This is a genomic window from Miltoncostaea marina (genome assembly GCF_018141525.1).
GTDB classification, from domain to species: domain Bacteria; phylum Actinomycetota; class Thermoleophilia; order Miltoncostaeales; family Miltoncostaeaceae; genus Miltoncostaea; species Miltoncostaea marina.
In genome coordinates, this window is the sequence record NZ_CP064655.1 from 1864882 (window position 1) to 1887500 (window position 22619).

The window sequence follows — 22619 nt, forward strand, 5'->3', positions numbered from 1 at the left end:
CGGCGCGGGCCGATGGATCCCGGGCACCGTCCGCGGACGCGCGGAAGCGCCCGGGCACCGCCATCGAGCGGAGGCGCGCCGGGGAGGGGATCGACTGGGTTCGCCGGGACTCTAGCGCAGGCCCGGGCCGTCGCCGGGCGCGGCCTCGCGGCGCGCCCGCGCGAGCGCGAGCTCCAGGTCGTGCGGCAGGGGGCTTCGCACCTCGACCGGCTCCCCGCTCTCGGGGTGCGGGAACGCCAGCCGCGCCGCGTGCAGGAACTGCCGCTCGAGGCCGAGGTCGGGCTGCCGGCGGCCGTAGACCCGGTCGCCCACCACCGGGTGCCCCGCCGCCTCCAGGTGCACGCGGATCTGGTGCGTCCTGCCGGTCTCGAGGCGCACCTCGACCAGCGTCATCCGCCCCAGCCGCTCCAGCACGCGCACGTGGGTGACCGCCTCGCGGCCCTCGGCGTCGATCGCCATCCGCGTACGGTTGCGCCGGTCGCGGCCGATGGGCCGGTCGATGGTCAGGGCCGGGGGCGGCGCGCCGTGCACCAGGGCGAGGTAGTGGCGCTCCACCCGCCGGTCGCGCAGCAGGCGCTGCAGCCGCCGGTGGGCGCGCTCGGAGCGCGCCACCACGAGCAGCCCCGAGGTGTCGCGGTCGAGCCGGTGCACGATGCCCGGCCGGCTGGGGTCGGCGCCGCCCGCGACCGCGTGCGCGAGCAGGCCGTGCACGAGCGTGCCCCCGGCGTGCCCGGCGCTCGGGTGGGTCACCACGCCGGCGGGCTTGTCGACCACCAGCAGGTGCTCGTCCTCGTAGCGCACCGTCATGGGCACGGCCTCGGGCTCGAGCTCCGAAGGCGGGGCCGCCTCCGGCCGCACCTCGACCTGCTCGCCCGCGGCCAGCAGGTGGCGCTTCGGCCGGGCGGCGCCGTCGACGAGCACCCGCCCCGAGGCGATCAGGCGCTGCGCCTCGGCCCGGCTGCCGACGGCCTCCATCGCGCCCACCACGGCGTCGAGCCGCCGCCCCGCCTCCTCGGGGCCGGCGCGCAGGCGCACGGCTGGCGGGTCAGCCGTCAGGCTCGTGCTCCGCCTCGTCGGCGTCGGCCATCAGGCCGATCACGATCAGCGCGGCGCCGATCGTGATGCCGCAGTCGGCGACGTTGAACGCCGGCCAGCGCGCCGGGTCGAGGAAGTCGGTGACCGCCCCGTGGGCGAGCCGGTCGATGAGGTTGCCGATGCTGCCGCCCACGAGCAGGCCGGCGCCGGCGGCGACGGTGGCGTTGCGGCCCACGAGCCCGGCGAGCGCGATCGCGATCGCGCAGAGGGCGAGCACGGTCAGCACGGCGACGATCGCCTGGCGGCCGGGGAAGAGGCCGAACGCGATGCCCTCGTTGGAGACGCGGGAGATCTCGAACCCCGGGAACACCTCGTGGCGCTCGCCCGGCTCGAGGGTCGCCCGGATCACGATCTTCGCCACCTGGTCGGCGGCCAGCACGAGCACGGCCAGCACGCCGAAGCGCCACCAGCGCGCCTTCGTCTGGCGCCGTTCCCGCCGGTCGATCGCCCGCACGACGGCGTCGCTCACGTCGCGGTGGGCCCGGGTCACGGGCCCTCCCCCGCCGCCCCGACGGCCTCGACCAGGCGCCGCGCGAGCTCGCGCGGCTCGCCGTCGACCTCCACCAGCTTGCGCGCGCCGCCCGAGCCGCGCCGCAACCGCGCCGCCGGCGGGCGCACCCCGGCGGCCGCCGCCAGGTGCGCGCACAGCGCGGCGTTGGCCTGGCCGGCGTGCGGCGGGGCCGCGATCTGCACCCGCAGGGCGCCGTCCTGCACGCCGACGACCCGCGTCGCGCGCGAGCGCGGCACCGCCTTCACGGCCACCGTGACGCCCCCCTCGCGGAGGTTGAGCCAGGGCGGCAGCGCGGTCAGAACGAGCCCAGGAGCTCGAGGACGAGGCTGCGCACGATGTAGAGCACGATGATCGCGAGGATCGGCGACAGGTCGAACATGCCGAGCGGCGGGATCAGCCGCCGGAAGATGTCCAGGTACCAGTCGGTGCTCTCGTGCACGAAGTTCCACACCGCGCGGCCCGGGCCGGCGAACGGCGGGCGGGGCGCGAACGAGAGCAGGATCCGCACCAGTATCACGAGCAGGAAGACGGTGAACAGCGCGCCGACGTAGGTCTCGACGTGGTCCATCAGCGGCGCGGCTCCTCGGTGGGCACGGACATGCTCCTACAGCTCGGACGCCCGCCGGGCGGCGGCGAGCACCGCGTCGGCGAGATGGGCGCGCACCGCGCCGCGCTCGAGCACCGCGAGGCCGGCGACGGTGGTCCCGGCGGGCGAGGATACGCGCTGGCGCAGCAGGGCGGGGTCGGTGCCGTCGGCGAGCAGCGCCGCCGTCCCGGCCACCACCGCGCCGACCATCTCGCGCGCCTGGGCGCGCGTCAGGCCGGCCGCCACGGCGCCCTCCTCGAGCCCCTCCGCCACCAGGGCGAGCAGCCCGGGGCCGCTGCCGGCAAGCGCGGTGGCGGCGGCGAACAGGTGCTCCGGCAGCGGCACCACGGCGCCCAGCGGGCGCAGCAGGGCCAGCAGGGCCGCCTCGCGGTCGCCGTCGAGCCCACGCGTGGCGACGGCGACGATGCCCGCCCCGTGGCGCACCGCGAGGTTCGGCATCGTGCGCACCAGCGGCACGCCGGGCAGCGCCGCCGCCAGGCGGTCGAGGTCCCAGCCGGCGACCACCGACAGCACGACCGCCCCCGGGCGCAGCGCGGCCCCCACGGCGGCCAGCGCGTCGGCCGCGTCCTTCGGCTTGACCGCCACGCACACCAGGTCGGCGGAGGCCGCCTCCCCAAGCGTCGCCGGCCGGCCGCCGCAGTCGGCCACCGCGGCCTCGACCGCCGCGGGGACGGCGTCGGCCACGGCCAGCGCCCCGGGGGCGAGCCGGTCGCCGCGCGTCAGCCCGGCGGCGAGGGCCCGGCCCATCGCCCCGGCGCCGACGAGGCCGATGCCGGCCGGCCAGCCGTCGTCGGAGGGGCGCACTAGTACTGGTTGAAGAAGCCCTTCTCCAGCAGGCGCGCGCGCTCCTCGGCGGAGACCTCGACGTTGCGCGGCGTCAGCATGAAGACCTTGTCGGCCACCCGCTGCATGCCGCCGTCGAGCGCGTACGTGAGGCCGCTGGAGAAGTCGATGAGCCGCTTGGCGAGGTCGGTCTCGGCGCTCTGGAGGTTGAGGATGACGGGGACCGTCCCCTTGAACTTGTCCGCGATCTGCTGCGCGTCGTTGAACGACTTCGGCACCACGAGGTGGACCTCGGCCGGCTGCGGGCGCGACTCGACCGGCCGCATCACCGGCCGGCTGGTGCGCGTCTCCTCGGCGAAGATGTCGTCGAAGTCGTTGTCGCGGCGGCGGGGGCCCAGGCGGCGGACGTTGGGGCGCTCGCGGTAGGTGCGCTCCAGGTCGTCGTGCGCCGAGGCCCGGCGGTCGCGGTCGCGCTCGTACCGGTCCGGCTCGTCGTCGTACTCGTCCACGTAGTCGTCCGGCTCGTCGGCCATGCCGAAGTAGACGAGTGTGCGGTGCCAGAGGTCGGTGACGGCCATCTACGAGAGTCCCTGGGTGGTTGGACGGACGCGCTCGAGGAGCCCGCGGCCGACGCGGACCATCGTCGCGCCCTCCTCCGCGGCCACCAGGTGGTCCTGGCTCGTCCCCATCGACAGGTCGCGGAAGTCGTGACGGCCCCGCCACTCCGCCGCCAGCCCCTCGGCGAGGTCCCGCACGGCCGCGAAGTACGGCCTGCTGCGCTCGGCGTCGGTGTGCTGGGGAGGCATGGCCATGAGACCACCGATCACGATGTCGGTCTCCGCCGACACGTCATGGACGAACGCCCGGATTCGGGGCGGCACGATACCACCTTTGCTGGGTTCCTCGGCGACGTTCACTTCGACGAGGACCCGCGCCGGACCTTCCGAACGGGCGTCGATCTCGGCCGCCAGCCGCAGCGAGTCGAGCGAGTGCACGAGCCGCACCGCGGGCAGCACGTCGCGCACCTTGCGCCGCTGCAGGTGGCCGATGAAGTCGAAGGTCAGCCGGTCGCCCGCGATCGCCCGCCGGGCCTGCAGGTCCTGCAGGCGGTTCTCGCCCACGGTCCGCACGCCGGCCGCGATCAGCGCCTCGGTGTCCTCGGCCGGCACGTACTTGCCGGCCAGCACGAGCTCGACGGCGCCGGGCCCGCGCCCGCCGCGGGCGGCGGCCTCGTCGAGCCGCTCGCGCGCCTCCTCCAGGACCTCCCGGAGCCGGTCCGGGTCGATCATCCCACCTCCTCCGCCAACGCGATGACCCCCGCCTGACGGCCCGTGGCGGCGCCGTCGCGACGGTGTGAGAAGAAGCGCCCCGGCTCGCACGACGTGCAGGCGGCGGCCGTCGTGACGGCCGCGTCCGGCACCCCCGCCGCGACCAGCGCCCGCCGCGCCGCGGCCGCCAGGTCGACCGCCGGCGGCGCCACCACCGCGTCGCCGAAGCGGGCCGCGAAGCGCCTCCGCACCTCCGCGGACACCGGGTAGCAGCAGGGGCCGATGCCCGGCCCGATCGCCGCGCCCACCCGGGCCGGCGCGCCGAGCGCCGCCACGGCCGCCTCGAGCACGCCGCCCACGAGCCCCCGCCAGCCGGCGTGGGCGGCCGCGACGGCGGGCGCGTCGCGGCGCCACAGCAGCACGGGCAGGCAGTCGGCGCCGAGCACGGCCAGCGCGCCGCCCGGCGCGCGGGTCACGAGCGCGTCGCCGTCGCGCCACCCGCGCAACGCCCCGAGGAAGCGCCCGCGGTCCGCGTCGTCGGCGTCGGCGTCGCGGACGCCCGCGCCGTGCACCTGGCGCGCCATCGCGACGGCCTCCGGGCGCAGGCCGAGGGCCGCGCACACGCGGCGCCGGTTCTCGCGCACCGCCGCGTCGCGGTCGCCCCGGTCGGCGGCCAGGTTGAGGGAGGCGAGCGGCCCGGCGCTCACCCCGCCCGCGCGGGTCGTGAACGCCGCCCGCGCCGGGCCGCCCGTCGCCACCTCCAGCAGGTCGAGGCCGGGCCCGGCGGTCACCGGCCCCCCCGCGCCACGTCGAGCGCCAGCGCGAGCTGATCGTCGTAACCGGCGACGCGGCCGTCGAGCACGGCGGCCCGCACGGCCTCGAGCGCGCGGCCGATCGCCGGCCCGGGCGCCACGCCCGCGCGCACGAGGTCGGCGCCCCGGACGGCGGGCTCGCGGGCGCGGCCGTGGCTCCACCACTCCCCCACCGCCTCGGCGCCGTGGGCGAGCGCGGCGACCGCCGCGGCCGGCGGCGCGGCCCGCAGCAGGCGGTCGACCTGCGAGGGCGCGGCGGCCGCGGCGATCCGCTCGGCCAGCGCGGCCCCCCCGAGCACCTCCGCCGCCACGGCGCGGGCCCAGCCCGGCAGGGCGGCGTGCGCGAAGGCGCCGGCCTCGACCCCCGCCCCCAGCCGCAGCGCCCACAGCGGCACATCGGGCGCGTCGGGGTGGGCGAGCGCCGCCTCGAGCCGGGCCATCCACGGGCCCGACCCGGGGCGCACCCAGGCGACGCCCAGGTCGCGCAGCAGGTCCAGGCCGTCCGCGGCGGACGGCTCCTCCAGCAGCCGCCGCAGCTCGTCGGCCACCCGCGACGAGCCCGGGTCGAGGCCCGCGGCGGCGGCCCGGGCGGCGCGCTCGGTGCCGGTGGCGAGCACGAAGCCCAGCCGCGCCGCGTAGCGCGCCGCCCGCACCAGCCGGCTCGGGTCCTCCCGGAAGGCGTCCTCGCGCAGCGTGCGCACGATGCCCGCGCCGAGGTCCGTCAGCCCGCCGTGCGGGTCGACCAGCTCGCCGGCGCGCGCGCCGCACAGGCGCAGCGCCATGGCGTTGACCGTAAGGTCGCGCCGCGCCAGGTCGTCGGCCAGCGTGCCCGGCTCCACCTCCGGCAGCGCCCCGGGCGCCGCGTAGCGCTCGCGGCGCGCCGTCACGAGGTCGACCCGGCCCGCCCCGTGGGGCAGCTCGACGACCGCGGTGCCGAAGCGGCCGTGCGTGGTGAGCGGCGCGCCCAGGTCGTGCGCCACCCGGCGGGCGAGCGCGATGGCGTCGCCCTCGACCACCAGGTCAACCTCGTCGCCCGGCGGCCGGCCCAGCAGGGCGTCGCGCACCACGCCGCCGACGGCGCTCACCTCGCCGTCGAGCAGCCCGTGCACGCGGCGCACGATGGGGTGCGCGGCGACCCCCTCGGACGCCCGGCGGCTAGGATCACGGTCGTGGCCTACGATCCCGTCTCCCGCAAGCTCTCCGCCGTCGCGCCGGTCGACCCGGCGCTGGTCGCCGCCTTCGAGCGCTTCGAGGGGCTCTCGCTGCTCGAGCTCCAGGCCGAGTTCGCGGCCGCCGACGAGCGCTTCAAGGCCTGGGTGCGCGACCCGGTCAACGAGGGCCGCCCGATCGCCGAGGCGCCCGACTACCTGGACCGCATCGCGCTCGACAGCCTGCTCGAGCGCCGCACCTGGGCCGAGTAGCGCCGCTCACGCCGCGCCGATGACGGCGACGGCCGCGATCTCGACGCGCGCCCCCATCGGCAGCGCGGCGACGCCGACCGTCGCCCGGGCGGGCGCGTGGCCGGCGAGGCCCTCGGCGTACGCGGCGTTCATCCCGGGGAAGTCGGCCGCCAGGTCGGCCAGGTAGACGGTCGTCGCCACGACGTCGCCGAGCCGCGCGCCGGCGGCATCGAGGATCGCCGCCACGTTGCGCAGCGCGGCCGCGGTCTGCTCGCGCACCCCGCCGTCGACCAGCGCGCCCGTGGCCGGGTCGATCCCGAGCTGGCCGGAGACGTGCACCGTGCGCCCCGCCCCGGCCACGACGGCCTGGCTGTACGGCGCGCCCGCCACCGGCGCGGGCGCCGCCTCCGTGCGGACGATCCTCACGGCGCCGCCGGCGGGTCCGGGCGCTCGGGCCCCACGGCCAGCAGCACGGGGCACGGCGGGTCGCTCAGCAGCCGCCGCAGGTCGCGCCGGCGCGGGGTGACCACGATGAGGGTCGCCGCCTGCTCGCGCGCCCACTCGTACACCGCGTGCGGCACGTCGTCGGCCGTGATCACGACCGCCTCGGCCCCGCTGCGCCCGGCCAGCGGCCCGAGCCAGGCGCGCGCCTCGGCGCGCAGGCTCGCCGCGACCTCGTCGGCCGGGCGGCTGCGGGAGGTGCGCCCGCCCGAGAAGCGCCCGGGGGAGTCGGCCACGTGCAGCAGGGTCAGGCGCGCGCCGCCCTTCTCGCGGGAGACCCGCATGGCCTCGGTGACCGCCCGCCGCGACCCCTCCTCGGAGGAGACGTAGCAGACGACGTGGTGGTGGCTGCGGCCCGGCGTCGGATCGGCGCCCATGGGCGGCAGCCTACCGCCTGACCGGAACCCCGGCCGCCGCCATGGCGTCCTTCACCTGCGCGATCGAGTAGACGCCGTCGTGGAAGACCGACGCCGCCAGCACCGCGTCGGCGTGGCCGGCCGTCACCGCCTCGGGGAAGTGGCGCAGCGTGCCGGCGCCGCCGGAGGCGATCACCGGCACGTGGGCGGCGTCGGCGACCGCCGACAGCAGCTCGACGTCGAAGCCGGCGTGGGTGCCGTCGCGGTCCATGGAGGTCACGAGCAGCTCCCCCGCCCCCCGGCGCACGGCCTCGGCCGCCCACGCGACCGCCTCGAGGCCGGTGGGCTTGCGGCCGCCGTTGAGGAAGACCTCCCAGCCGCTGCCGTCGTCGCGGCGCTTGGCGTCGATGGCGACGACGATGCACTGGGCGCCGAAGCGGGCCGACGCGCGCTCGATGAGCCCGGGGTCGCGGATGGCCGCCGAGTTGAGCGACACCTTGTCGGCCCCCGCCGCCAGCACGTCGCGGATGTCCTCCTCCGACCGCAGGCCGCCGCCGATCGTGAAGGGGATGAACACCTCCTCGGCGGTGCGCCGGGCGAGATCGACGATGGTGCCCCGCTCCTCGTGGCTGGCGGTGATGTCGAGGAAGACCAGCTCGTCGGCGCCCTCGCGGTCGTAGCGGGCCGCGAGCTCGACGGGGTCGCCGGCGTCGCGCAGGCCGACGAAGTTGACGCCCTTCACGACCCGGCCCCGATCGACGTCGAGGCAGGGGATGACCCGGATCACAGCCGGGACCCGGAGCCGAGGACCTCCAGCGCCTCGGACACCGTGAAGCGCTCCTCGTAGAGCGCCCGCCCGACGATGACGCCGTCGAGGTTCGGCAGCTGCAGGTCGCGCAGGCGGCGCAGGTCCTCGAGCGAGGAGACGCCGCCCGAGGCGATCAGCCGCAGCGGCGGCGCGGCCTCGGCCAGCCGCCGCAGGGCGGCGAGGTTGGGCCCCCCGAGCGTGCCGTCGCGGTTGATGTCCGTGTAGGCCAGGTGCCGCACGCCGAGGCTCACCAGGCCGCTCGCCACCTCGATGGCGTCGCGGTCGGTGACCTGGGTCCAGCCGTGGGTCGCGACCTTGCCCTGGCGGGCGTCGAGCGCCACCACGAGCCCGTCGCCGAGCCGGTCGATCGCCCAGGCGAGCAGGCCCTGGTCGTCGATCACCGAGGTGCCGAGCACCACCCGGTGCACGCCCGTGGCGAGGGCGGTCTCGATGGCCGCGCGCGAGCGCAGGCCGCCGCCCAGGTGCACCGTGCCGGGGAAGGCGGCCGCGATGCCGGCCACGAGCGCGGCGTGCACCGGCTCACCCTGGCGGGCGCCGTCGAGATCGACCACGTGCAGCGCCACCGCGCCGTCGTCGGCGAAGCGGCGCGCCTGGTCGATGGGGTCGTCGCTGAAGACGGTCGTCTGGCTGAAGTCGCCCCTGCGCAGGCGCACGGCCTGGCCGTCCTGCAGGTCGATGGCCGGGTAGAGCGTGATCACGCCGCGGGCACCGGGACCGACGCCAGCCAGCGGCCGAGCAGGCCGAGCCCCGCGGCGCTCGACTTCTCCGGGTGGAACTGCACGCCCGCCACGGCCCCGCGGCCGGCCGCCGCGCAGAACGGCACGCCGTGCTCCGCGCGGCCCAGGACCAGCCCGGGGTCCTCGGGCTCGCAGCCGAACGTGTGCACGAAGTAGTAGGTGGCCGCGGCGTCGTCGTCGCCCTCGGGCGCCAGCGCCGTGCCCGGGGACCACGCCACGCGGCTCCAGCCGATGTGCGGCAGCTTGCGCTCCGTGCGCAGGCGGCGCACGGCGCCCGGCAGCACGCCGAGGCCCCGGGCGCCCGGGCTCTCCTCGCTCTCGTCGAACAGCAGCTGCAGACCCAGGCAGATGCCGAGCACCGGCACGCCCCGCTCCACCGCCTCGCGCACGGCCGCGTCCAGGCGCTGCGCGCGGATGCGGCGCATGGCCTCGCCGAAGTGGCCGACCCCCGGCAGCAGCACCGCGTCGGCGTCGCGCGCCGCCTCCGGCTCGCACACCACCCGCACGTCGGCGCCGAGGCGCTCGAGCGCCTTCGTCGCGCTGCGCAGGTTGCTCATCTCGTAGTCCAGCACGGCGACCCGGGGCACTAGAGCGTCCCCTTGGTCGAGGGCACCCCGGCGACCCGCGGGTTGGGGGCCACCGCGGCGGCCAGCGCGCGCGCCAGCGCCTTGAACGAGCCCTCGATCGCGTGGTGGGCGTTGCCGGGCGTCAGCAGCGTGAGGTGCAGGGTGAGGCCGGCGTGGTTCGCCAGCCCGCGCATGAACTCGGTGAGCAGCTCGGTCTCGAAGCCGCCGATCGTCGTGACCGGCAGCGGCACGTCGACGTGGGTGTACGGGCGGCCCGAGAGGTCGAGCGCGGCGCGCACCAGGCACTCGTCCATCGGCACGAAGGCCCACCCGTAGCGCTCGATCCCCGAGCGGTCGCCGAGCGCCGACGAGAGCGCCTGCCCCAGCGTGATGCCGACGTCCTCCACGGTGTGGTGGCTGCCGGTCTCCAGGTCGCCGCGGGCCTCGACGTCGAGGTCGATCAGCGAGTGCCGGGCGAGCAAGGTGAGCATGTGGTCGAAGAACCCGACGCCGGTGGCGACGGTCGACGCCCCGGCCCCGTCGAGGTCGACGCGCACGCGCACGTCGGTCTCGCCGGTCGCCCGGTGCGCCTCGCCGACCCGGCTCACGGGGTCCTCCGGCGGGCCTCGGCGGACATCCGGTGCAGCGTGAAGCCCTCGGCGTCGGCGAGCGCGGCGAGGTGCGGCGTGAGCGCCTCGACCGCCTCGTCGGTCATCTCGACCACGGACATCCTCCGCAGGAACGTGGTGGGCCCGAGGGCGGACGCGTGCCGCGCGGCGCCCCCGGTGGGCAGGACGTGGTTGGACCCGGCGATGTAGTCGCCGAAGGCGGTCGCGCAGTTGGGCCCGACGAACACGGCCCCCGAGCTGGTGATGCGCTCCGCGATCGCCTCCGGCTCCGCCGTCGCGATCTCCAGGTGCTCGGGCGCGAACGCCTCCGCGAGCTCGACCGCCAGCGGCATGCTGGCACACTCGACGAGCGTGATGGGGCCCGGCGCCCCGGGCAGCTCGCGCAGGTGCGCCTCCACGGCCGACACCACGGACGGGTCGTCGCTGGCGAGCACCGCCGGCGAGTCGGGGCCGTGCTCGGCCTGGGCGAGCAGGTCGAGCGCGAGCGCCCGCGGATCGGCCGAGCGGTCGGCGATGATCAGCACCTCGCTGGGGCCCGCGACGCCGTCGATGCCGACCACCCCCACCACCTGACGCTTGGCCTCCTGCACCCAGGGGCTCCCCGGCCCCACGATCACGGCGACCGGCGCGATGGTGGCCGTGCCGTAGGCGAGCGCGCCGACGGCGGCCGCGCCGCTCGCGGCGTAGACCTCCTCCACGCCCAGCAGGCCGGCCGTGGCCAGCACGACGGGCGACGGGCGGCCGTCCGGGCCGGGCGGGCTCACCGCGACGATCCGCTCCACGCCGGCCACCTGGGCCGGCACGACGCCCATGATGAGGCTCGACGGGTAGGCCGCGCGCCCGCCCGGCGCGTAGCAGCCCGCCGCGTCCACCGGGATGCTGCGCACCTGCACGCGCTGGCCGAACGGCAGCGTCACGTGTCGGTCGTCGGGCAGGAGCGCCTCGGCGACGATGCGCACCTGGGAGGCGGCCGCCACGATCGCCGCCCGCAGTCCCTCGTCGATCGCGTCCATCGCCCGCTCGATCGCCGCCGCCGGCACGCGCAGCCGGTCGTGGGTGAACTCGGCGCAGTCGAAGCGCCGCGCGCCCTCCACCAGCGCGTCGTCGCCGCGCGCGCGGACGGCCTCGAGCGTCTCGGCGACGCCGGCGGCGAGCCCCGCGACGTCCACCTCGGGGCGCAGCGTGTGCGCGATCGCCTGGACGCCCCCGGCGCGCAGGCGCGCGCGGCGCGGCTCGCTCATCGGTCGCCCTCCATGCGCGCGACCAGCGCGTCGATCTCCTCGGCGCGCAGGGTCCGGCTGACGCGGTTCGCGATGAGGCGCGCCGACGACTCGAAGATCGACTCCCGCTCCACCAGCCCGTTCTCCCGCAGCGTCCTGCCGGTCGCGACGAGGTCGACGATGCCGTGCGCGAGCCCCACGAGCGGCGCGAGCTCGACCGACCCGTTGACCTTCACCACCTCGGCCTGGCGGCCGGTCGCGGCGAAGTGGCCCGTCGCGGTGACCGGGTACTTCGTCGCCACCCGGACCACGCCGAGGTGCTCCAGCGCCGCCGGGGTGGGGTCGTCGCCCGCCGGGGTGGCGTAGACCATGCGGCACCCGCCGAAGCCCAGGTCGAGCAGCTCGGCGACGTCCGGGGCGCGCTCGCGGAGCACGTCCTTGCCGACGATGCCGACGTCGGCCGCGCCGCTCTCGACGTACGTCGGCACGTCGCTCGGGCGCGTGGTGATGAAGGTGACGCCGTCGGCGCCCTCCACCACGAGGCGCCGGCCGGCGTCGCGCAGGGCGGACACGTCGATGCCCGCGCCCTCGAGCGCATCGACCGCGCCCGCGAAGAGCGCGCCGAGCGGCACGCAGATCCTCAGGCCGGGGACGCCAGCACCTCCTCCAGCCGCGCGCAGTCGCGCGCGTCGCCGGTCACGCGGTCGACCACCCGGTAGCCGTCGCCGCTCGGGCGGGCGACCCAGCGCCAGCCGTCGGCCGCCGCGAGGGCGTCGGCGTCGCCGGCGTCCGCGCCGCCGCCCAGGGCGACCACCGGGATGCCGGCCCGCCGGGCGGCGGCCGCCGCGGCCAGGTCGCGGTCGAGCCCGCCCTCGAGCACCACGCCGGCGCGCGGCCCCGGCGCCGGGGCGCCCGCGGCCACCAGCGCGCCGTGCAGCAGGTCGAGCGCGATCGCGAAGCCCACGGCCGGGCGCGGGCGGCCGAAGCGCCCGGCGAGGCCGTCGTAGCGGCCGCCCATGGCCACGGGGGCGGCCACGCCGGGGGCGAACGCCTCGAACACGACGCCCGAGTAATAGCGCCAGTCGCGCAGCACGCCCAGGTCGAGCAGCACCGCATCCCCCACGCCGTGGGCATCGAGCTGGTCGAGCAGCGTGGCGAGGCGCTCGCACTCGGCCGCGCTGGCCGGCACCTCGGCGCCGATGCGCTCCGCGAGCGCGCGGCCGCCGCGCATGGTGGGCAGCTCGCACAGCAGGCGGCTCGCCGCGCCATCGCCGAGCGCCTCGCGGGCCAGGCGCCGCCACTCCACGAGGTTGCGCACGGTGAGCGCCGCCTGCAGCGCCTCGCGGCGCTCGGGCGCCACGCCGAGGCCGTCGAGCACCGCGCGCGTCAGGGCCACGTCGCCGACGCCCACGCGCAGCTCGCGCAGCCCGGCGGCGCGCAGCGCGCCGACCAGCAGCGCCAGCGCCTCGGCGTCGCCGCTCGGGCTGCCCTCGCCCACCAGCTCCACGCCGGCCTGGCGCTGCTCGGTGGCGCGCGGGCGGCCCGGGGCCGGCGGGCGGAACGCGCTCGCCACGTAGCAGACGCGCACCGGGCCGGGGTGGTCCGCCATGCGGGTCGCCACCAGCCGCGCGACCGGGATCGTCAGGTCGGGGCGCAGCACCAGCACGCGGCCGCCGTCGTCGAAGAGGCGGAAGGCGTCGCGCAGGACGTCCTCCTGGGCGCGGTCGACGACGTCGGCGAACTCGAGCACCGGCGTGCGCACCTCGCGGTAGCCGAAGGCGGCGAAGGCGCCGCGCAGGGCGCGCTCGACCTCGCCGAGCTCCTGCGCCTCGACCGGCAGCACGTCCTTCGCGCCGGCCGGGAGCGTCGCGGCCGCGACGCGCCCGGTGGCGGGGTCCACCTCAGTCACGGACGCGCTCGATGTCGGCCCCGACCGCCCGCAGCCGCTCGTCGATGCGCTCGTAGCCGCGGTCGATCTGCCCGACGTTGCCGATCACGCTGACGCCCGTGGCCGCCAGGCTCGCGATGAGCATGGCCATGCCGGCCCGGATGTCGGGGCTCTCGAGCCGCTCGCCGAACAGCGGCGCCGGCCCGCTCACCACCGCCCGGTGCGGGTCGCAGAGCACGATCCGCGCCCCCATGGCGACCAGCTTGTCCACGAAGAACAGCCGGTTCTCGAACATCTTCTCGAAGATCATCACCGTGCCGTGCGTCTGCGTGGCCACGGCCGTCGCGATGCTGGTGAGGTCGGCCGGGAAGGCCGGCCAGATGCCGTCGTCGATCTTCGGGATGGCGCCACCCTCGTCGGCCACCACGCGCAGGCTCTGGTCGGGCGGCACCCGCAGGGCGTCGCCGTCCATCTCCACGCGGATGCCGAGCCGCTCGAACGTCAGGTTGATCATCCGCAGGTCCTCGGCGCGGACGTCGCTGATGGTCAGGTCGGAGCCCGTGATGGCGCCGAGGCCGATGAACGAGGCGATCTCGATGTGGTCCGGCCCCACCCGGAAGCGGCCGCCGTGCAGGCGGTCGACGCCGTCGATGATGAGGCGGTTGGTGCCGATGCCGTCGATGACCGCGCCGAGCTCCACCAGGAAGTGCGCGAGGTCCTGCACGTGCGGCTCGCACGCCGCGTTCCAGATGACGGTGCGGCCCGGGGCCAGCACCGCGGCCATGAGGGCGTTCTCGGTGGCGGTCACCGAGGCCTCGTCGAGGAAGATCTCGGCGCCGCGCAGACCCGAGTGGCGCAGGTCGTACGAGCGCTCGACCACGCACTCGGCGCCGAGCGCGCGGAACGCGAGCAGGTGGGTGTCGACGCGGCGGCGGCCGATGAAGTCGCCGCCGGCGAGCGGCAGCTCCACCTCGCCGCAGCGCGCCAGCAGCGGCCCGGCCAGCAGCAGCGACGCCCGCAGGCGCCGGCACAGGTCGGGGTCGAGGTGGGTGGTGCGCACGCCCTCGGCGCGCAGGGCGAGCGCGTTGGGGCCCTCGTCGCGGATGCTCACGCCGAGGTCGTCGAGCAGCGCGAGCATCACGTGCACGTCGAGGATGTCGGGCACGTTCTCGAGCACGACCTCCTCGTCGGTGAGGAGGCACGCTGCCAGGATGGGCAGCGCCGCGTTCTTGTTGCCGCTCGGCACGATCGTGCCGGAGAGGGCGCGGCCGCCCCGGATGACCAACCTGTCCTGACTCACGCCCGTGGAAGCTAGCAGTCGCCGCGCGCCGCGACCGCGCGCACGGCGTCGGCCAGCCGCGAGAGGTCGCGATCGTCGGTGAAGAACCCCGTCGAGGCGCGCAGCGCGGCGGGCCGCTCGAGCCAGCGCAGCGTGACCCCGCGCGCCGCGATCCGGGCGCAGGCCTCCTGCGGCCCGCAGCCCTCGACGGTGAAGGTCACGAGCCCCGAGGCCGGGGGACCGGGCGCGACCAGGCGCACGCCGTCGATCGCCGCGAGGGCCGCCCGGGCCGACGCCGCGGCGGCGAGCGTGCGCTCGCGGATCCACTCCCAGCCGAGCCCCTCGAGCCACTCGATCGCCGCGATCCACGCCCCGAGCAAGGCCGCCGGCAGCGTCGACGCCTCGTGGCGCCGGGCGCCGGCGTGCAGGGTCAGGCCGCCGCCCTCCTCGTGGGCGGTGCCGCTCTCGAAGCCGCCTCTGGTGATCTCGAGGCGCTCGATCGCGCCCCGCGACAGCCACAGCGCGCCGAGCCCCTCGGGCCCCAGCAGCCACTTGTGGGCGGGGAAGGCGTACGCGTCGGCGCCGAGCGCCTCGGCATCGACCGGCATGGCGCCCGCCGCCTGGGCGCCGTCGACCAGCAGCAGGGCCCCCGCGGCGCGGGCCGCGCGGGCGGCCCCCTCCACGTCCAGGCGCTCGCCGGTGGCCCAGGAGACGTGCGACAGCGCCACCAGGCGCGTGCGCGGGCCCGCCACGGCGCCGACCGCCGCCTCGAGGTCGCCGCCGGGCGCGACGCGGCGCAGGCGCACCCCGTGGCGCCGCGCGACGGTCGCCAGCGGCACGGTGAGCCCGGGGTGCTCCAGCCCCGCCATCACGATCTCGTCGCCCGGCCGCCAGGGGAGGCCCCACGCCACCACGTTGACGCCGTCGGTGGTGTTGGCCGTCAGGGCGATGCGGCTCGCCGGCGCGCCCACGACCCGGCCGGCCGCCTCGCGCGCCCGGGCGGCCTGCGCGGCCACCGCCTCGAACCCCTCGAGGCTGCCGCGCGCCCGGCGCGGCGCCGCCTGCGCCCAGCGCTCGAGCGCCCGCGCGGCGACGACGGGCATCGGCCCGGCGCCGCCGGTGTTGAGGTAGGCCTCGGCGGCGAGCAGGGGCAGCTGCTCACGCACGACGTGTGGATCCGGCGGCACCGGGGCACCCTAGCGGCGCATGGCAGAGGTCAGCATCACCGTGGTCGACGACGGGCCCTACCTGGTGACGGGCCCCGTCGCCCTCACCGGCCCCGAGGCGGCCGGGCGCCCGCCGGGCCACCGGACCGTCGCCCTCTGCCGCTGCGGCCGCTCGGCGGACAAGCCGTTCTGCGACGGCAGCCATGCCCGCCCGCGCGCGACGCGGCCATCCCGCAGCGCGGCGCCGTAGCGGCGCGGATGCGCGCCGCCCGGGCGCGCGAGCGTCGGGCCATGGGCACGACGGGCGGCATGCGGGTGCTGGTGACCGACGCGTCCCAGGGGCGGACGGCCGGCGAGGTGGCCGCCCGGATCGCGTCGCGGCTGCGCGACGCGGGGCTCGCCGCGGAGGTCCGCCCCATCGGCGCGGCGGGCGACCCCGCCGGGGCCGGCGCCGTGGTGCTCGGCAGCGCGGTGTACGACCAGCGCCGGCTGCCGGAGACCGAGCGCTTCGCCGGCGAGCACGCGGACGCGCCGGCCTCCCGCCCGCTGTAACTGTCCAGCGTCGGCTCGCTCGGCGACCCGGGGCGGCTGCCGGGCCCGCTCGTCCGCCGCGGGCCGCGGGGCATCGGCCGCCTGCGGCGCCGGCTGCGCGCCAGCGACCACCGGGTGTTCGCCGGCCGGGTCCGCACCGACGGCTGGCCGCGCGCCGGGCGCCTGCTGTTCCGGCTGCTCGGCGGCCGCGCCGGCGACGCGGGCGACCCGGCCGCCATCGACGCGTGGGCGGAGGCGATCGCCGACGCGCTCAGAACGGCGGCGGCGGCGCCTCCCCGCCCGGGGGCGGCGGCAGCTCCTCGGCCGTGAGCTCCTCGATGCGGCGCTGCGCCGCGGCGAGCCGCTCGCGGCAGACCGCCAGGTAGCCCTGGCCGCGCTCGAACAGCGCGACGGCCTCCTCCAGCCCCACCTCGCCGCTCTCCAGCCGCGCCACGACGTCGTCGAGGCGGCGCAGGGCCTCCTCGAAGGTGGCCGGGGCGTCCTCCGGCGCGCCGGTGCTCACGCCGCCTCCACGCGGGCGCCCACGGCGCCGTCGCGCAGCTCCAGCCGCACCCGGTCGCCCGGCGACAGGCCGGCCGCCGAGCCGATGACGCGGTCGCCGGCCCCCGAGCGCACGATCGCGTAGCCGCGCGCCACGGTGCGCGCCGGCGAGAGCAGCCCGAGCATGGCCTGCGCGCGCTCGACGCGGGCGGCCGCCTCGCGCACCCGCGCCCCGGCGGCGCGGCCGAGCGCCGCCTCACGGGCCTCCAGCTGCCCCGGCGCCCGCGCCGCCGCGCGGGCGAGGCCGGCCTCCAGGCGGGGCGCGAGGCGGTCGACGCGGTCGCGCCCCAGCGCCCCGTGGCCGCGCAGCGCCCGCAGCATCCCGGCCGACCGGCGCCCGAGCGCCTCGCGCGCGGCGGCGCCCGAGCGCACCAGCCCGCGCGCGATCGCGGCCCGGGCGTCGTCGAGGTGGGCGGCGAGCGCCTCCGCGCTCGGCACCACGGCCGCCGCCGCGGCCGTGGGCGTGGACACGCGCACGTCGGCGACCAGGTCGCACAGCGTCACGTCGCGCTCGTGGCCGACGGCCGAGACGACCGGGGTGCGGGCCCCCGCGACCGCCCGGCAGACCGCCTCGCTGTTGAACGCCATCAGGTCCTCCAGCGAGCCGCCGCCGCGCGCGACCACGATCACCTCCACCTCATCGACGGCGTCGAGGTGCTCCAGCGCGCGCACGATCAGGCCCGGCGCCGCGTCGCCCTGCACCGGCACGGACATCAGCAGCACGTCGGCCGCGGGGAACCGCGCCCACAGGTTGGTCAGCACGTCGTCGCGGGCGGCGCCGTCCGGGCTCGTGACCAGGCCGATGCGGCGCGGCAGCATCGGCGGCCGGCGCTTGCGCGCCGGATCGAGCAGTCCCTCGCCCTCGAGGCGCGCGCGCAGCTCGGCGACCCGCGCGCGCAGCAGGCCCTCCCCCGCCAGCTCGAGCCGCTCGACGCGCATCGACAGCTGGGAGCGCGGGCGCCAGTACTGCATGCGGCCGTAGGCCTGCACCAGGGTGCCGTCGGCGGGCCGGTGGGCCAGGCGCTCCCAGAGGACCCCGCTCATCGACGCGTCGATGACGTGCTCGCCGCGCAGCGAGAAGCGCATCTGGGAGCCCGCCGGGCGCAGGTCCTGCACCTCAGCCTCCACCCAGAACGAGCGCAGGTCCTCGAACATGCCCGCCAGCCGGGCGGTGACCTCCTCGACCGAGAAGACCCGGCGGCCGCCGACGAGCTTCACGGCAGCAGCGCGTCGACGATCCCGGCGGCGCGGGCGCCGGACTCGATCGCGCCCTCGATCGACCCGTGGGCGGTCGCGTCGCCGGCCAGCACGAGGTTGTCGAGGCGCGTCCGCGGCCCCGGCGGGTCGCGCCGCACCCCCGCGAGGGGCCGCGGCATCGCGTGGGCGTGCTCGTAGACGCCGATGGGCTCCGCCAGGCCGCGCCAGTCGAAGCGCGGCGCCCACCGCCCCACCAGCTCGCCGACCGCCTCCACCAGGCCGTCGGCGGGCGCGCCGCCGGTCGTGATGCGCGTGGCGAGCAGGATGTGCGGGCCGTCGGGCGCGTCCGGGCGGGTGATGTTGGTCGTCTGGCAGAGCACGTCGACCCCCGGCGCCCCGGGCCCGCCGGGGGCGCCGTTCAGCACCACGGAGCGCCCGGAGTAGAGCGGGCGACGCATCGCGAACGCCGCGGTGACCGCGGAGGCCGCCTCCCGAGGCAGCCGCGCCGCCGCCGCGTCGTCGAGCCCCTCCAGCAGCCGCCGCGCCGCCGGCGCGTCGACCGCGAGCACCACGCGGCGCGCCTGCAGGCGCCGGCCGTCGGCCGTCACCACGGCCGCCACACGGCGGCCCGCGGCGTCCGGCTCGAGCGCCGTCACCGGCGCCGCGACGTCCACGGCGCCGCCGGCCTGCCGCACGGCCGCCGAGGTCCACTCGGCGATCATCCCCATGCCGTCGCTCGGGATCGCCACCCCGCCGCGCACGAGCATGGACAGCAGCCAGCGGAACCAGCCAGGGTCGGCCGCGAGCGCGCGGTCCAGGGTGAGCGCCGCGAACAGCGGCCGGAAGAGGCCCTCGATCGCCGCCTCGGAGAGGCCCTCGCCGCGCAGCAGGTCCTCGGCCGTCGGCGCGTCGTCGTCCTGGGCGAGCAGCACCTCCGCCGGCCGCGTGGCGACCGAGGCCACCAGCCGCGCCACCCGCGCCCGGTCGCCCGGCGTCAGGCCCGGGAAGCGCGCCAGCCCCGCGCCGCGAGCCGAGCGCAGCCGCGCCGGCGCGCCGTCCGGGCCGACCACCACGAAGCCGCCCGCCACCGGCCGCAGGTCGCGGCGGGGCAGGTCGACGTCCTTCAGCAGCCGCGCCGTCCGCGGGTACGCGCGCAGCAGCAGGGCGACGCCCCGGTCCACCGGCCGCCCGCGGTGCCAGACGGTGCGTGCCCGCCCGCCGGGCGCCTCCTCGGCCTCCAGCACGTGCACCGAGCGGCCGGCCGACACCAGCCCGTGGGCGCACGCGAGCCCCGCGAGGCCCCCTCCAACGACGATGCAGTCGAGCATCGGGGCCCCGGGCGAGTCCGTCATCGCGCCGATCGTACCAGCGACCCCGGGCGGCCCCGGGCGGCCCCGGACGGCCCCGGCGCGCGCGGAGAGCCCGGCCGCCGCGCCGGTTCCGGCGCCGCCCCCGGTCCCGGCACGCCGGCGCGCGGGCCTCGCAGGGGGCTCACGTCTGCCTCCGCCCCCCCAGGTCCTCGGCGCCGTCGCGCCGCGCCGGCCGCGGCGCCCGGCGGGCCGTCGCCGCGACGGGACCGCGCGCCGGCGCCGCTAGCCTGGCCGGATGCCCGCCCCCTTCACGGCCCTCCATCGCGGCGGCGCCGGGCCGCCGCTGGTCTGCCTGCACGGCTTCACCGACACGTGGCGCACGTGGGAGCTCGCGCTGCCCCACCTCGAGCGCCGTCACGAGGTCCTCGCGCCGACGCTCCCCGGCCACGCCGGCGGCCCGCCGCTCGACGCCGAGCCCGGTCACGACGCGCTGCTCGACGCGGTCGAGCGGGCCATGGACGCCGCCGGCATGGCGACCGCCCACGTGGCCGGCAACTCGCTCGGCGGCTACCTGGCCCTGCGCCTCGCCGCGCGGGGCCGGGCCCGCACGGTCGTCGCCTTCGCCCCCGCCGGCGGCTGGGAGCCGGCCGACGCCGCCTTCACGCGCATGCTCCAGGGCTTCGTCGCGCGCCAGCGCGAGGTGCGCGCCATGGCCCCGCAGGCCGACGCCCTCGTCGCCACCCCGGCCGGACGGCGCCGCGCGACCAGCCTCATCACCGAGCGCTCCGACCACATCCCGGCCGGCCTCATCGTCCACCAGCTCCTCGGCGTGGCGGCCTGCCGGGACGTGGGCCCGATGGTCGAGGCGGCCCTCCGCGACGGCTACCCCCTCGACGCCGCCGCCGTCGACTGCCCGGTGCGGGTCGTATGGGGCACCCGCGACCGCCTCCTGCCCCTGCCGGCGGCCGCGGCGCGCCTCCGGCACCGCCTCCTCCCCCACGCGGACTGGGTCGAGCTCGACGACGTCGGCCACTGCCCGCAGCTCGACGTGCCCCTCGAGGCCGCTGAGCTCATCCTCGGCCTCACGGGCGCCTGAGGGGGCGCCCGGGGGGACCACGCGATCGGCGCATCGGTCGTGCGCCAATCGGCGCACGATCCCACCGGCCTGCGCTCCGCCCCCCGGCAACGCCCGCGCACCGTGCGCCGGACGTGACGTCGATACGGTCCGTCGGCTCACGCCCGGTGACCACCGAGCTCCGCGCGAGGCCCTCGTGTCGTCGCGCCGACCGTGGGACGGCGCGATGGCGCGACGATCACGCGGCGTCCGCGCACCCTCGGTCCCCGCGGCACCCGGCCGATACACCACCCCACCGGCCGGCGGCGCCGCCCACTCGCCGGCCCCCGCCCGGCGGCGCCTGCGCGTCGCGCCTCGCTGACGCCCCTCCGCACGACCCGGCGCCCGACACCGCCAGATCGGCCGCGCCCGGCGCGGGTGAGGGCCGACGCGCCGGCGCCGGTCGCTTGGGGGCGGACGTCGGCCGGCCCACGCCCGCCCGCGGCAGGCGATACGTCGCCACGCGTGGACGCCCCGGGGTGACCCTCGACCGTCACCCTGAATCGGCACCCCCGCGCCGCGCGTCCGCCGTCGGGATCGCGCGTGAACGCTCACTCACGGTGCTCACTACGTCACACGACACGACGACGCCGAGCATCGGGGGCGGAGTTCGGAGCCGGGACCCGCGACAGCACGGTGGGCACCGGCGCCGGCGAGGCGCACCTCCGGGGCCGCGCGCGCCACGCTTCCCGCGCGATGGGTCCCCACAACGACGACGAGCCGCGGGACCGGAGTCCTGCGGCTCGACGCCACTGCTGCAAATCAATCCCGGCGGCGACCTACTCTCCCGCGAGCCTTCGCTCGGAGTACCATCGGCGCGGAGAGGCTTAACGACTCTGTTCGGAATGGGAAGAGGTGTTTCCCTCTCGCTCAAGCCACCGGAAAACCTCGAGGGCATACCCTCAAGACTGCATAGCGGCGTCAGTGTGCTCGTGTGATCTTTGTGGTCAAGCCCTCGGCGTATTAGTACGGGTCTGCTGAACGCATTACTGCGCGTGCACATCCCGCCTATCAACCAGGTGGTCTACCTGGAGCCTTACCCGCTTGAAGCGGTGGGAGATCTCATCTTGAGGTGGGCTTCCCGCTTAGATGCTTTCAGCGGTTATCCCGTCCAGACGTAGCTAGCCAGCAGTGCCGTTGGCACGACAACTGATACACCAGAGGTCTGTTCATCCCGGTCCTCTCGTACTAGGGACGACTCCTCGCAAATCTCCAACGCCCACCACAGATAGGGACCGAACTGTCTCACGACGTTCTGAACCCAGCTCGCGTACCGCTTTAATGGGCGAACAGCCCAACCCTTGGGACCAACTCCAGCCCCAGGATGCGACGAGCCGACATCGAGGTGCCAAACCCTCCCGTCGATGTGGACTCTTGGGGAGGATAAGCCTGTTATCCCCGGAGTACCTTTTATCCGTTGAGCGACGGCAATTCCACTCTCTACCGCCGGATCACTAAGGCCTACTTTCGTACCTGCTCGACCTGTCAGTCTCGCAGTCAAGCTCCCTTATGCCTTTACACTCTACGCACGATTTCCAACCGTGCTGAGGGAACCTTTGCGCGCCTCCGTTACAATTTGGGAGGCGACCGCCCCAGTCAAACTGCCCACCTGACACTGTCCGAGAGCCGGATCACGGCCTCCCGTTAGACGCACAGAACATCCAGGGTGGTATCCCAAGGGTGGCTCCACAGCAGCTGACGCCACTGCTTCACAGCCTCCCACCTATCCTGGACAGGATGTCCCGAACACCAATATCAAGCTGCAGTAAAGGTTCACGGGGTCTTTCCGTCTTGTGGCGGGTAATCGGCATCTTCACCGATACTACAATTTCACCGAGTCCTTCGTTGAGACAGCGCCCAACTCGTTACGCCATTCGTGCAGGTCGGAACTTACCCGACAAGGAATTTCGCTACCTTAGGACCGTTATAGTTACGGCCGCCGTTTACCGGGGCTTGGTTTCAAAGCTTCGCCTTGCGGCTAACCTCTCCACTTGACCTTCCGGCACCGGGCAGGCGTCAGCCCCTATACGTCGTCTTTCGACTTCGCAGAGACCTGTGTTTTTGGTAAACAGTCGGTTGGGCCAATTCTCTGCGGCCCCCTCGAGCTCCCGGCGCGAGGCCGTTCACTCTACCGGGGCGTCCCTTCTCCCGAAGTTACGGGACAATTTTGCCGAGTTCCTTAACGAAGGTTCTCTCGATCACCTCGGTATGCTCTACCTGCCCACCTGTGTCGGTTTTGGTACGGGCGCGTTCCCACTC

The 22619-nt window shown here is 76.8% G+C and carries 27 protein-coding genes and 2 rRNA genes (1 of these 29 running past the window's edge); 4 read left to right on the forward strand and 25 right to left on the reverse strand.

What is annotated here, in order from left to right:
* Nucleotides 1–111: 111 nt before the first annotated feature.
* Genes ITJ85_RS09335 through ITJ85_RS09375 form a run of 9 tightly spaced genes read right to left on the reverse strand, consistent with a single transcriptional unit; the run spans nucleotide 112 to nucleotide 6185 of the window.
* A complete protein-coding gene (locus tag ITJ85_RS09335) occupies nucleotides 112–1035 on the reverse strand; it encodes an RluA family pseudouridine synthase (protein ID WP_217912830.1) in 924 nt (307 codons plus the stop codon).
* 10 nt (nucleotides 1036–1045) lie between these two features.
* A complete protein-coding gene (gene lspA, locus ITJ85_RS09340; RefSeq protein WP_217912831.1) occupies nucleotides 1046–1585 on the reverse strand; it encodes a signal peptidase II in 540 nt (179 codons plus the stop codon).
* Nucleotides 1582–1857: a DUF167 family protein gene (locus ITJ85_RS09345; protein ID WP_217912832.1), complete on the reverse strand. Its 276-nt coding sequence runs from the start codon at nucleotides 1855–1857 to the stop codon at nucleotides 1582–1584. Before ITJ85_RS09345 ends, lspA begins: the two co-directional genes overlap by 4 nt.
* Nucleotides 1858–1901: 44 nt before the next feature.
* Nucleotides 1902–2174 (reverse strand): YggT family protein, encoded by a 273-nt coding sequence (locus tag ITJ85_RS09350; protein WP_217912833.1) that lies wholly within the window; start codon nucleotides 2172–2174, stop codon nucleotides 1902–1904.
* Nucleotides 2175–2210: 36 nt separating this feature from the next.
* Nucleotides 2211–3017 carry a pyrroline-5-carboxylate reductase gene (proC, locus tag ITJ85_RS09355; protein WP_217912834.1) on the reverse strand — a complete coding sequence of 269 codons (807 nt, stop codon included), beginning with the start codon at nucleotides 3015–3017 and terminating at the stop codon, nucleotides 2211–2213.
* Nucleotides 3017–3574: a cell division protein SepF gene (locus tag ITJ85_RS09360; RefSeq protein WP_217912835.1), complete on the reverse strand. Its 558-nt coding sequence runs from the start codon at nucleotides 3572–3574 to the stop codon at nucleotides 3017–3019. The genes proC and ITJ85_RS09360 overlap by 1 nt, the downstream gene beginning before the upstream one ends.
* Nucleotides 3575–4285, reverse strand: a complete 711-nt coding sequence (locus tag ITJ85_RS09365; protein ID WP_217912836.1) for a YggS family pyridoxal phosphate-dependent enzyme — start codon at nucleotides 4283–4285, stop codon at nucleotides 3575–3577. It lies immediately after the preceding gene.
* Nucleotides 4282–5055 (reverse strand): purine nucleoside phosphorylase YfiH/LACC1 family protein, encoded by a 774-nt coding sequence (locus ITJ85_RS09370; protein ID WP_217912837.1) that lies wholly within the window; start codon nucleotides 5053–5055, stop codon nucleotides 4282–4284. The genes ITJ85_RS09365 and ITJ85_RS09370 overlap by 4 nt, the downstream gene beginning before the upstream one ends.
* On the reverse strand, nucleotides 5052–6185 hold the full coding sequence (locus ITJ85_RS09375) for a CCA tRNA nucleotidyltransferase (RefSeq protein ID WP_217912838.1): 1134 nt from the start codon (nucleotides 6183–6185) through the stop codon (nucleotides 5052–5054). The genes ITJ85_RS09370 and ITJ85_RS09375 overlap by 4 nt, the downstream gene beginning before the upstream one ends.
* 60 nt (nucleotides 6186–6245) lie before the next feature.
* On the opposite strand from ITJ85_RS09375, the gene ITJ85_RS09380 reads away from it, so the two are divergent.
* The gene (locus tag ITJ85_RS09380) at nucleotides 6246–6497 is read left to right on the forward strand and encodes a hypothetical protein (protein WP_217912839.1); all 252 of its coding nucleotides are present in this window, start codon (nucleotides 6246–6248) and stop codon (nucleotides 6495–6497) included.
* 6 nt (nucleotides 6498–6503) lie between these two features.
* Here ITJ85_RS09380 and ITJ85_RS09385 read toward each other — a convergent pair whose 3' ends face one another.
* Genes ITJ85_RS09385 through ITJ85_RS09435 form a run of 11 tightly spaced genes read right to left on the reverse strand, consistent with a single transcriptional unit; the run spans nucleotide 6504 to nucleotide 15668 of the window.
* The gene (locus ITJ85_RS09385; RefSeq protein WP_217912840.1) at nucleotides 6504–6902 is read right to left on the reverse strand and encodes a Rid family detoxifying hydrolase; all 399 of its coding nucleotides are present in this window, start codon (nucleotides 6900–6902) and stop codon (nucleotides 6504–6506) included.
* Nucleotides 6899–7354 carry a universal stress protein gene (locus ITJ85_RS09390; RefSeq protein ID WP_217912841.1) on the reverse strand — a complete coding sequence of 152 codons (456 nt, stop codon included), beginning with the start codon at nucleotides 7352–7354 and terminating at the stop codon, nucleotides 6899–6901. The genes ITJ85_RS09385 and ITJ85_RS09390 overlap by 4 nt, the downstream gene beginning before the upstream one ends.
* Nucleotides 7355–7364: 10 nt before the next feature.
* Nucleotides 7365–8117 (reverse strand): imidazole glycerol phosphate synthase subunit HisF, encoded by a 753-nt coding sequence (gene hisF / locus ITJ85_RS09395; RefSeq protein ID WP_343233012.1) that lies wholly within the window; start codon nucleotides 8115–8117, stop codon nucleotides 7365–7367.
* On the reverse strand, nucleotides 8117–8860 hold the full coding sequence (gene hisA, locus ITJ85_RS09400) for a 1-(5-phosphoribosyl)-5-[(5-phosphoribosylamino)methylideneamino]imidazole-4-carboxamide isomerase (protein ID WP_217912843.1): 744 nt from the start codon (nucleotides 8858–8860) through the stop codon (nucleotides 8117–8119). The genes hisF and hisA overlap by 1 nt, the downstream gene beginning before the upstream one ends.
* Complete coding sequence (gene hisH, locus ITJ85_RS09405) at nucleotides 8857–9486, reverse strand: imidazole glycerol phosphate synthase subunit HisH (RefSeq protein WP_217912844.1); 630 nt, start codon at nucleotides 9484–9486, stop codon at nucleotides 8857–8859. Before hisH ends, hisA begins: the two co-directional genes overlap by 4 nt.
* Nucleotides 9486–10073 carry an imidazoleglycerol-phosphate dehydratase HisB gene (gene hisB, locus ITJ85_RS09410; protein WP_217912845.1) on the reverse strand — a complete coding sequence of 196 codons (588 nt, stop codon included), beginning with the start codon at nucleotides 10071–10073 and terminating at the stop codon, nucleotides 9486–9488. The genes hisH and hisB overlap by 1 nt, the downstream gene beginning before the upstream one ends.
* Nucleotides 10070–11335 carry a histidinol dehydrogenase gene (hisD, locus tag ITJ85_RS09415; RefSeq protein WP_217912846.1) on the reverse strand — a complete coding sequence of 422 codons (1266 nt, stop codon included), beginning with the start codon at nucleotides 11333–11335 and terminating at the stop codon, nucleotides 10070–10072. The genes hisB and hisD overlap by 4 nt, the downstream gene beginning before the upstream one ends.
* The gene (hisG, locus tag ITJ85_RS09420) at nucleotides 11332–11946 is read right to left on the reverse strand and encodes an ATP phosphoribosyltransferase (RefSeq protein ID WP_217912847.1); all 615 of its coding nucleotides are present in this window, start codon (nucleotides 11944–11946) and stop codon (nucleotides 11332–11334) included. The genes hisD and hisG overlap by 4 nt, the downstream gene beginning before the upstream one ends.
* 8 nt (nucleotides 11947–11954) lie before the next feature.
* Entirely contained in the window at nucleotides 11955–13223 is a 1269-nt protein-coding gene (gene hisZ, locus ITJ85_RS09425) for an ATP phosphoribosyltransferase regulatory subunit (RefSeq protein ID WP_217912848.1), read from the reverse strand.
* A complete protein-coding gene (gene murA / locus ITJ85_RS09430; protein WP_217912849.1) occupies nucleotides 13216–14502 on the reverse strand; it encodes a UDP-N-acetylglucosamine 1-carboxyvinyltransferase in 1287 nt (428 codons plus the stop codon). The genes hisZ and murA overlap by 8 nt, the downstream gene beginning before the upstream one ends.
* A gap of 11 nt (nucleotides 14503–14513) precedes the next feature.
* Nucleotides 14514–15668, reverse strand: a complete 1155-nt coding sequence (locus ITJ85_RS09435; protein WP_217912850.1) for an aminotransferase class V-fold PLP-dependent enzyme — start codon at nucleotides 15666–15668, stop codon at nucleotides 14514–14516.
* A 19-nt stretch (nucleotides 15669–15687) separates the two neighbouring features.
* On the opposite strand from ITJ85_RS09435, the gene ITJ85_RS09440 reads away from it, so the two are divergent.
* The gene (locus ITJ85_RS09440) at nucleotides 15688–15897 is read left to right on the forward strand and encodes a CDGSH iron-sulfur domain-containing protein (protein ID WP_217912851.1); all 210 of its coding nucleotides are present in this window, start codon (nucleotides 15688–15690) and stop codon (nucleotides 15895–15897) included.
* A 41-nt stretch (nucleotides 15898–15938) separates the two neighbouring features.
* On the forward strand, nucleotides 15939–16199 hold the full coding sequence (locus ITJ85_RS09445) for a flavodoxin domain-containing protein (RefSeq protein ID WP_217912852.1): 261 nt from the start codon (nucleotides 15939–15941) through the stop codon (nucleotides 16197–16199).
* Nucleotides 16200–16449: 250 nt separating this feature from the next.
* Here ITJ85_RS09445 and xseB read toward each other — a convergent pair whose 3' ends face one another.
* The 3 genes from xseB to ITJ85_RS09460 are packed head-to-tail and all read right to left on the reverse strand — an operon-like array spanning nucleotide 16450 to nucleotide 19288.
* Complete coding sequence (xseB, locus tag ITJ85_RS09450; RefSeq protein WP_217912853.1) at nucleotides 16450–16701, reverse strand: exodeoxyribonuclease VII small subunit; 252 nt, start codon at nucleotides 16699–16701, stop codon at nucleotides 16450–16452.
* Nucleotides 16698–17957: an exodeoxyribonuclease VII large subunit gene (gene xseA, locus ITJ85_RS09455; protein WP_217912854.1), complete on the reverse strand. Its 1260-nt coding sequence runs from the start codon at nucleotides 17955–17957 to the stop codon at nucleotides 16698–16700. The genes xseB and xseA overlap by 4 nt, the downstream gene beginning before the upstream one ends.
* The gene (locus ITJ85_RS09460; RefSeq protein WP_217912855.1) at nucleotides 17954–19288 is read right to left on the reverse strand and encodes an FAD-dependent oxidoreductase; all 1335 of its coding nucleotides are present in this window, start codon (nucleotides 19286–19288) and stop codon (nucleotides 17954–17956) included. Before ITJ85_RS09460 ends, xseA begins: the two co-directional genes overlap by 4 nt.
* A 253-nt stretch (nucleotides 19289–19541) precedes the next feature.
* On the opposite strand from ITJ85_RS09460, the gene ITJ85_RS09465 reads away from it, so the two are divergent.
* Nucleotides 19542–20342: an alpha/beta fold hydrolase gene (locus tag ITJ85_RS09465; protein WP_217912856.1), complete on the forward strand. Its 801-nt coding sequence runs from the start codon at nucleotides 19542–19544 to the stop codon at nucleotides 20340–20342.
* A 784-nt stretch (nucleotides 20343–21126) separates the two neighbouring features.
* On the opposite strand, the gene rrf is transcribed toward ITJ85_RS09465, so the two are convergent.
* Nucleotides 21127–21243 (reverse strand): 5S ribosomal RNA (rrf, locus tag ITJ85_RS09470).
* A 60-nt stretch (nucleotides 21244–21303) separates the two neighbouring features.
* Nucleotides 21304–22619: ribosomal RNA gene (locus tag ITJ85_RS09475) — 23S ribosomal RNA — on the reverse strand; it runs 1671 nt beyond the window's last position.

Coding starts and splice junctions, on each gene's coding strand:
- ITJ85_RS09350 (WP_217912833.1), bottom strand. CDS start 2,174: ATGGACCACGTCGAGACCTACGTCGGCGCGCTGTTCACCGTCTTCCTG.
- ITJ85_RS09360 (WP_217912835.1), bottom strand. CDS start 3,574: ATGGCCGTCACCGACCTCTGGCACCGCACACTCGTCTACTTCGGCATG.
- ITJ85_RS09365 (WP_217912836.1), bottom strand. CDS start 4,285: ATGATCGACCCGGACCGGCTCCGGGAGGTCCTGGAGGAGGCGCGCGAG.
- ITJ85_RS09390 (WP_217912841.1), bottom strand. CDS start 7,354: ATGGGCGCCGATCCGACGCCGGGCCGCAGCCACCACCACGTCGTCTGC.
- hisD (WP_217912846.1), bottom strand. CDS start 11,335: ATGAGCGAGCCGCGCCGCGCGCGCCTGCGCGCCGGGGGCGTCCAGGCG.
- ITJ85_RS09440 (WP_217912851.1), top strand. CDS start 15,688: ATGGCAGAGGTCAGCATCACCGTGGTCGACGACGGGCCCTACCTGGTG.
- ITJ85_RS09445 (WP_217912852.1), top strand. CDS start 15,939: ATGGGCACGACGGGCGGCATGCGGGTGCTGGTGACCGACGCGTCCCAG.
- ITJ85_RS09460 (WP_217912855.1), bottom strand. CDS start 19,288: ATGACGGACTCGCCCGGGGCCCCGATGCTCGACTGCATCGTCGTTGGA.
- ITJ85_RS09465 (WP_217912856.1), top strand. CDS start 19,542: ATGCCCGCCCCCTTCACGGCCCTCCATCGCGGCGGCGCCGGGCCGCCG.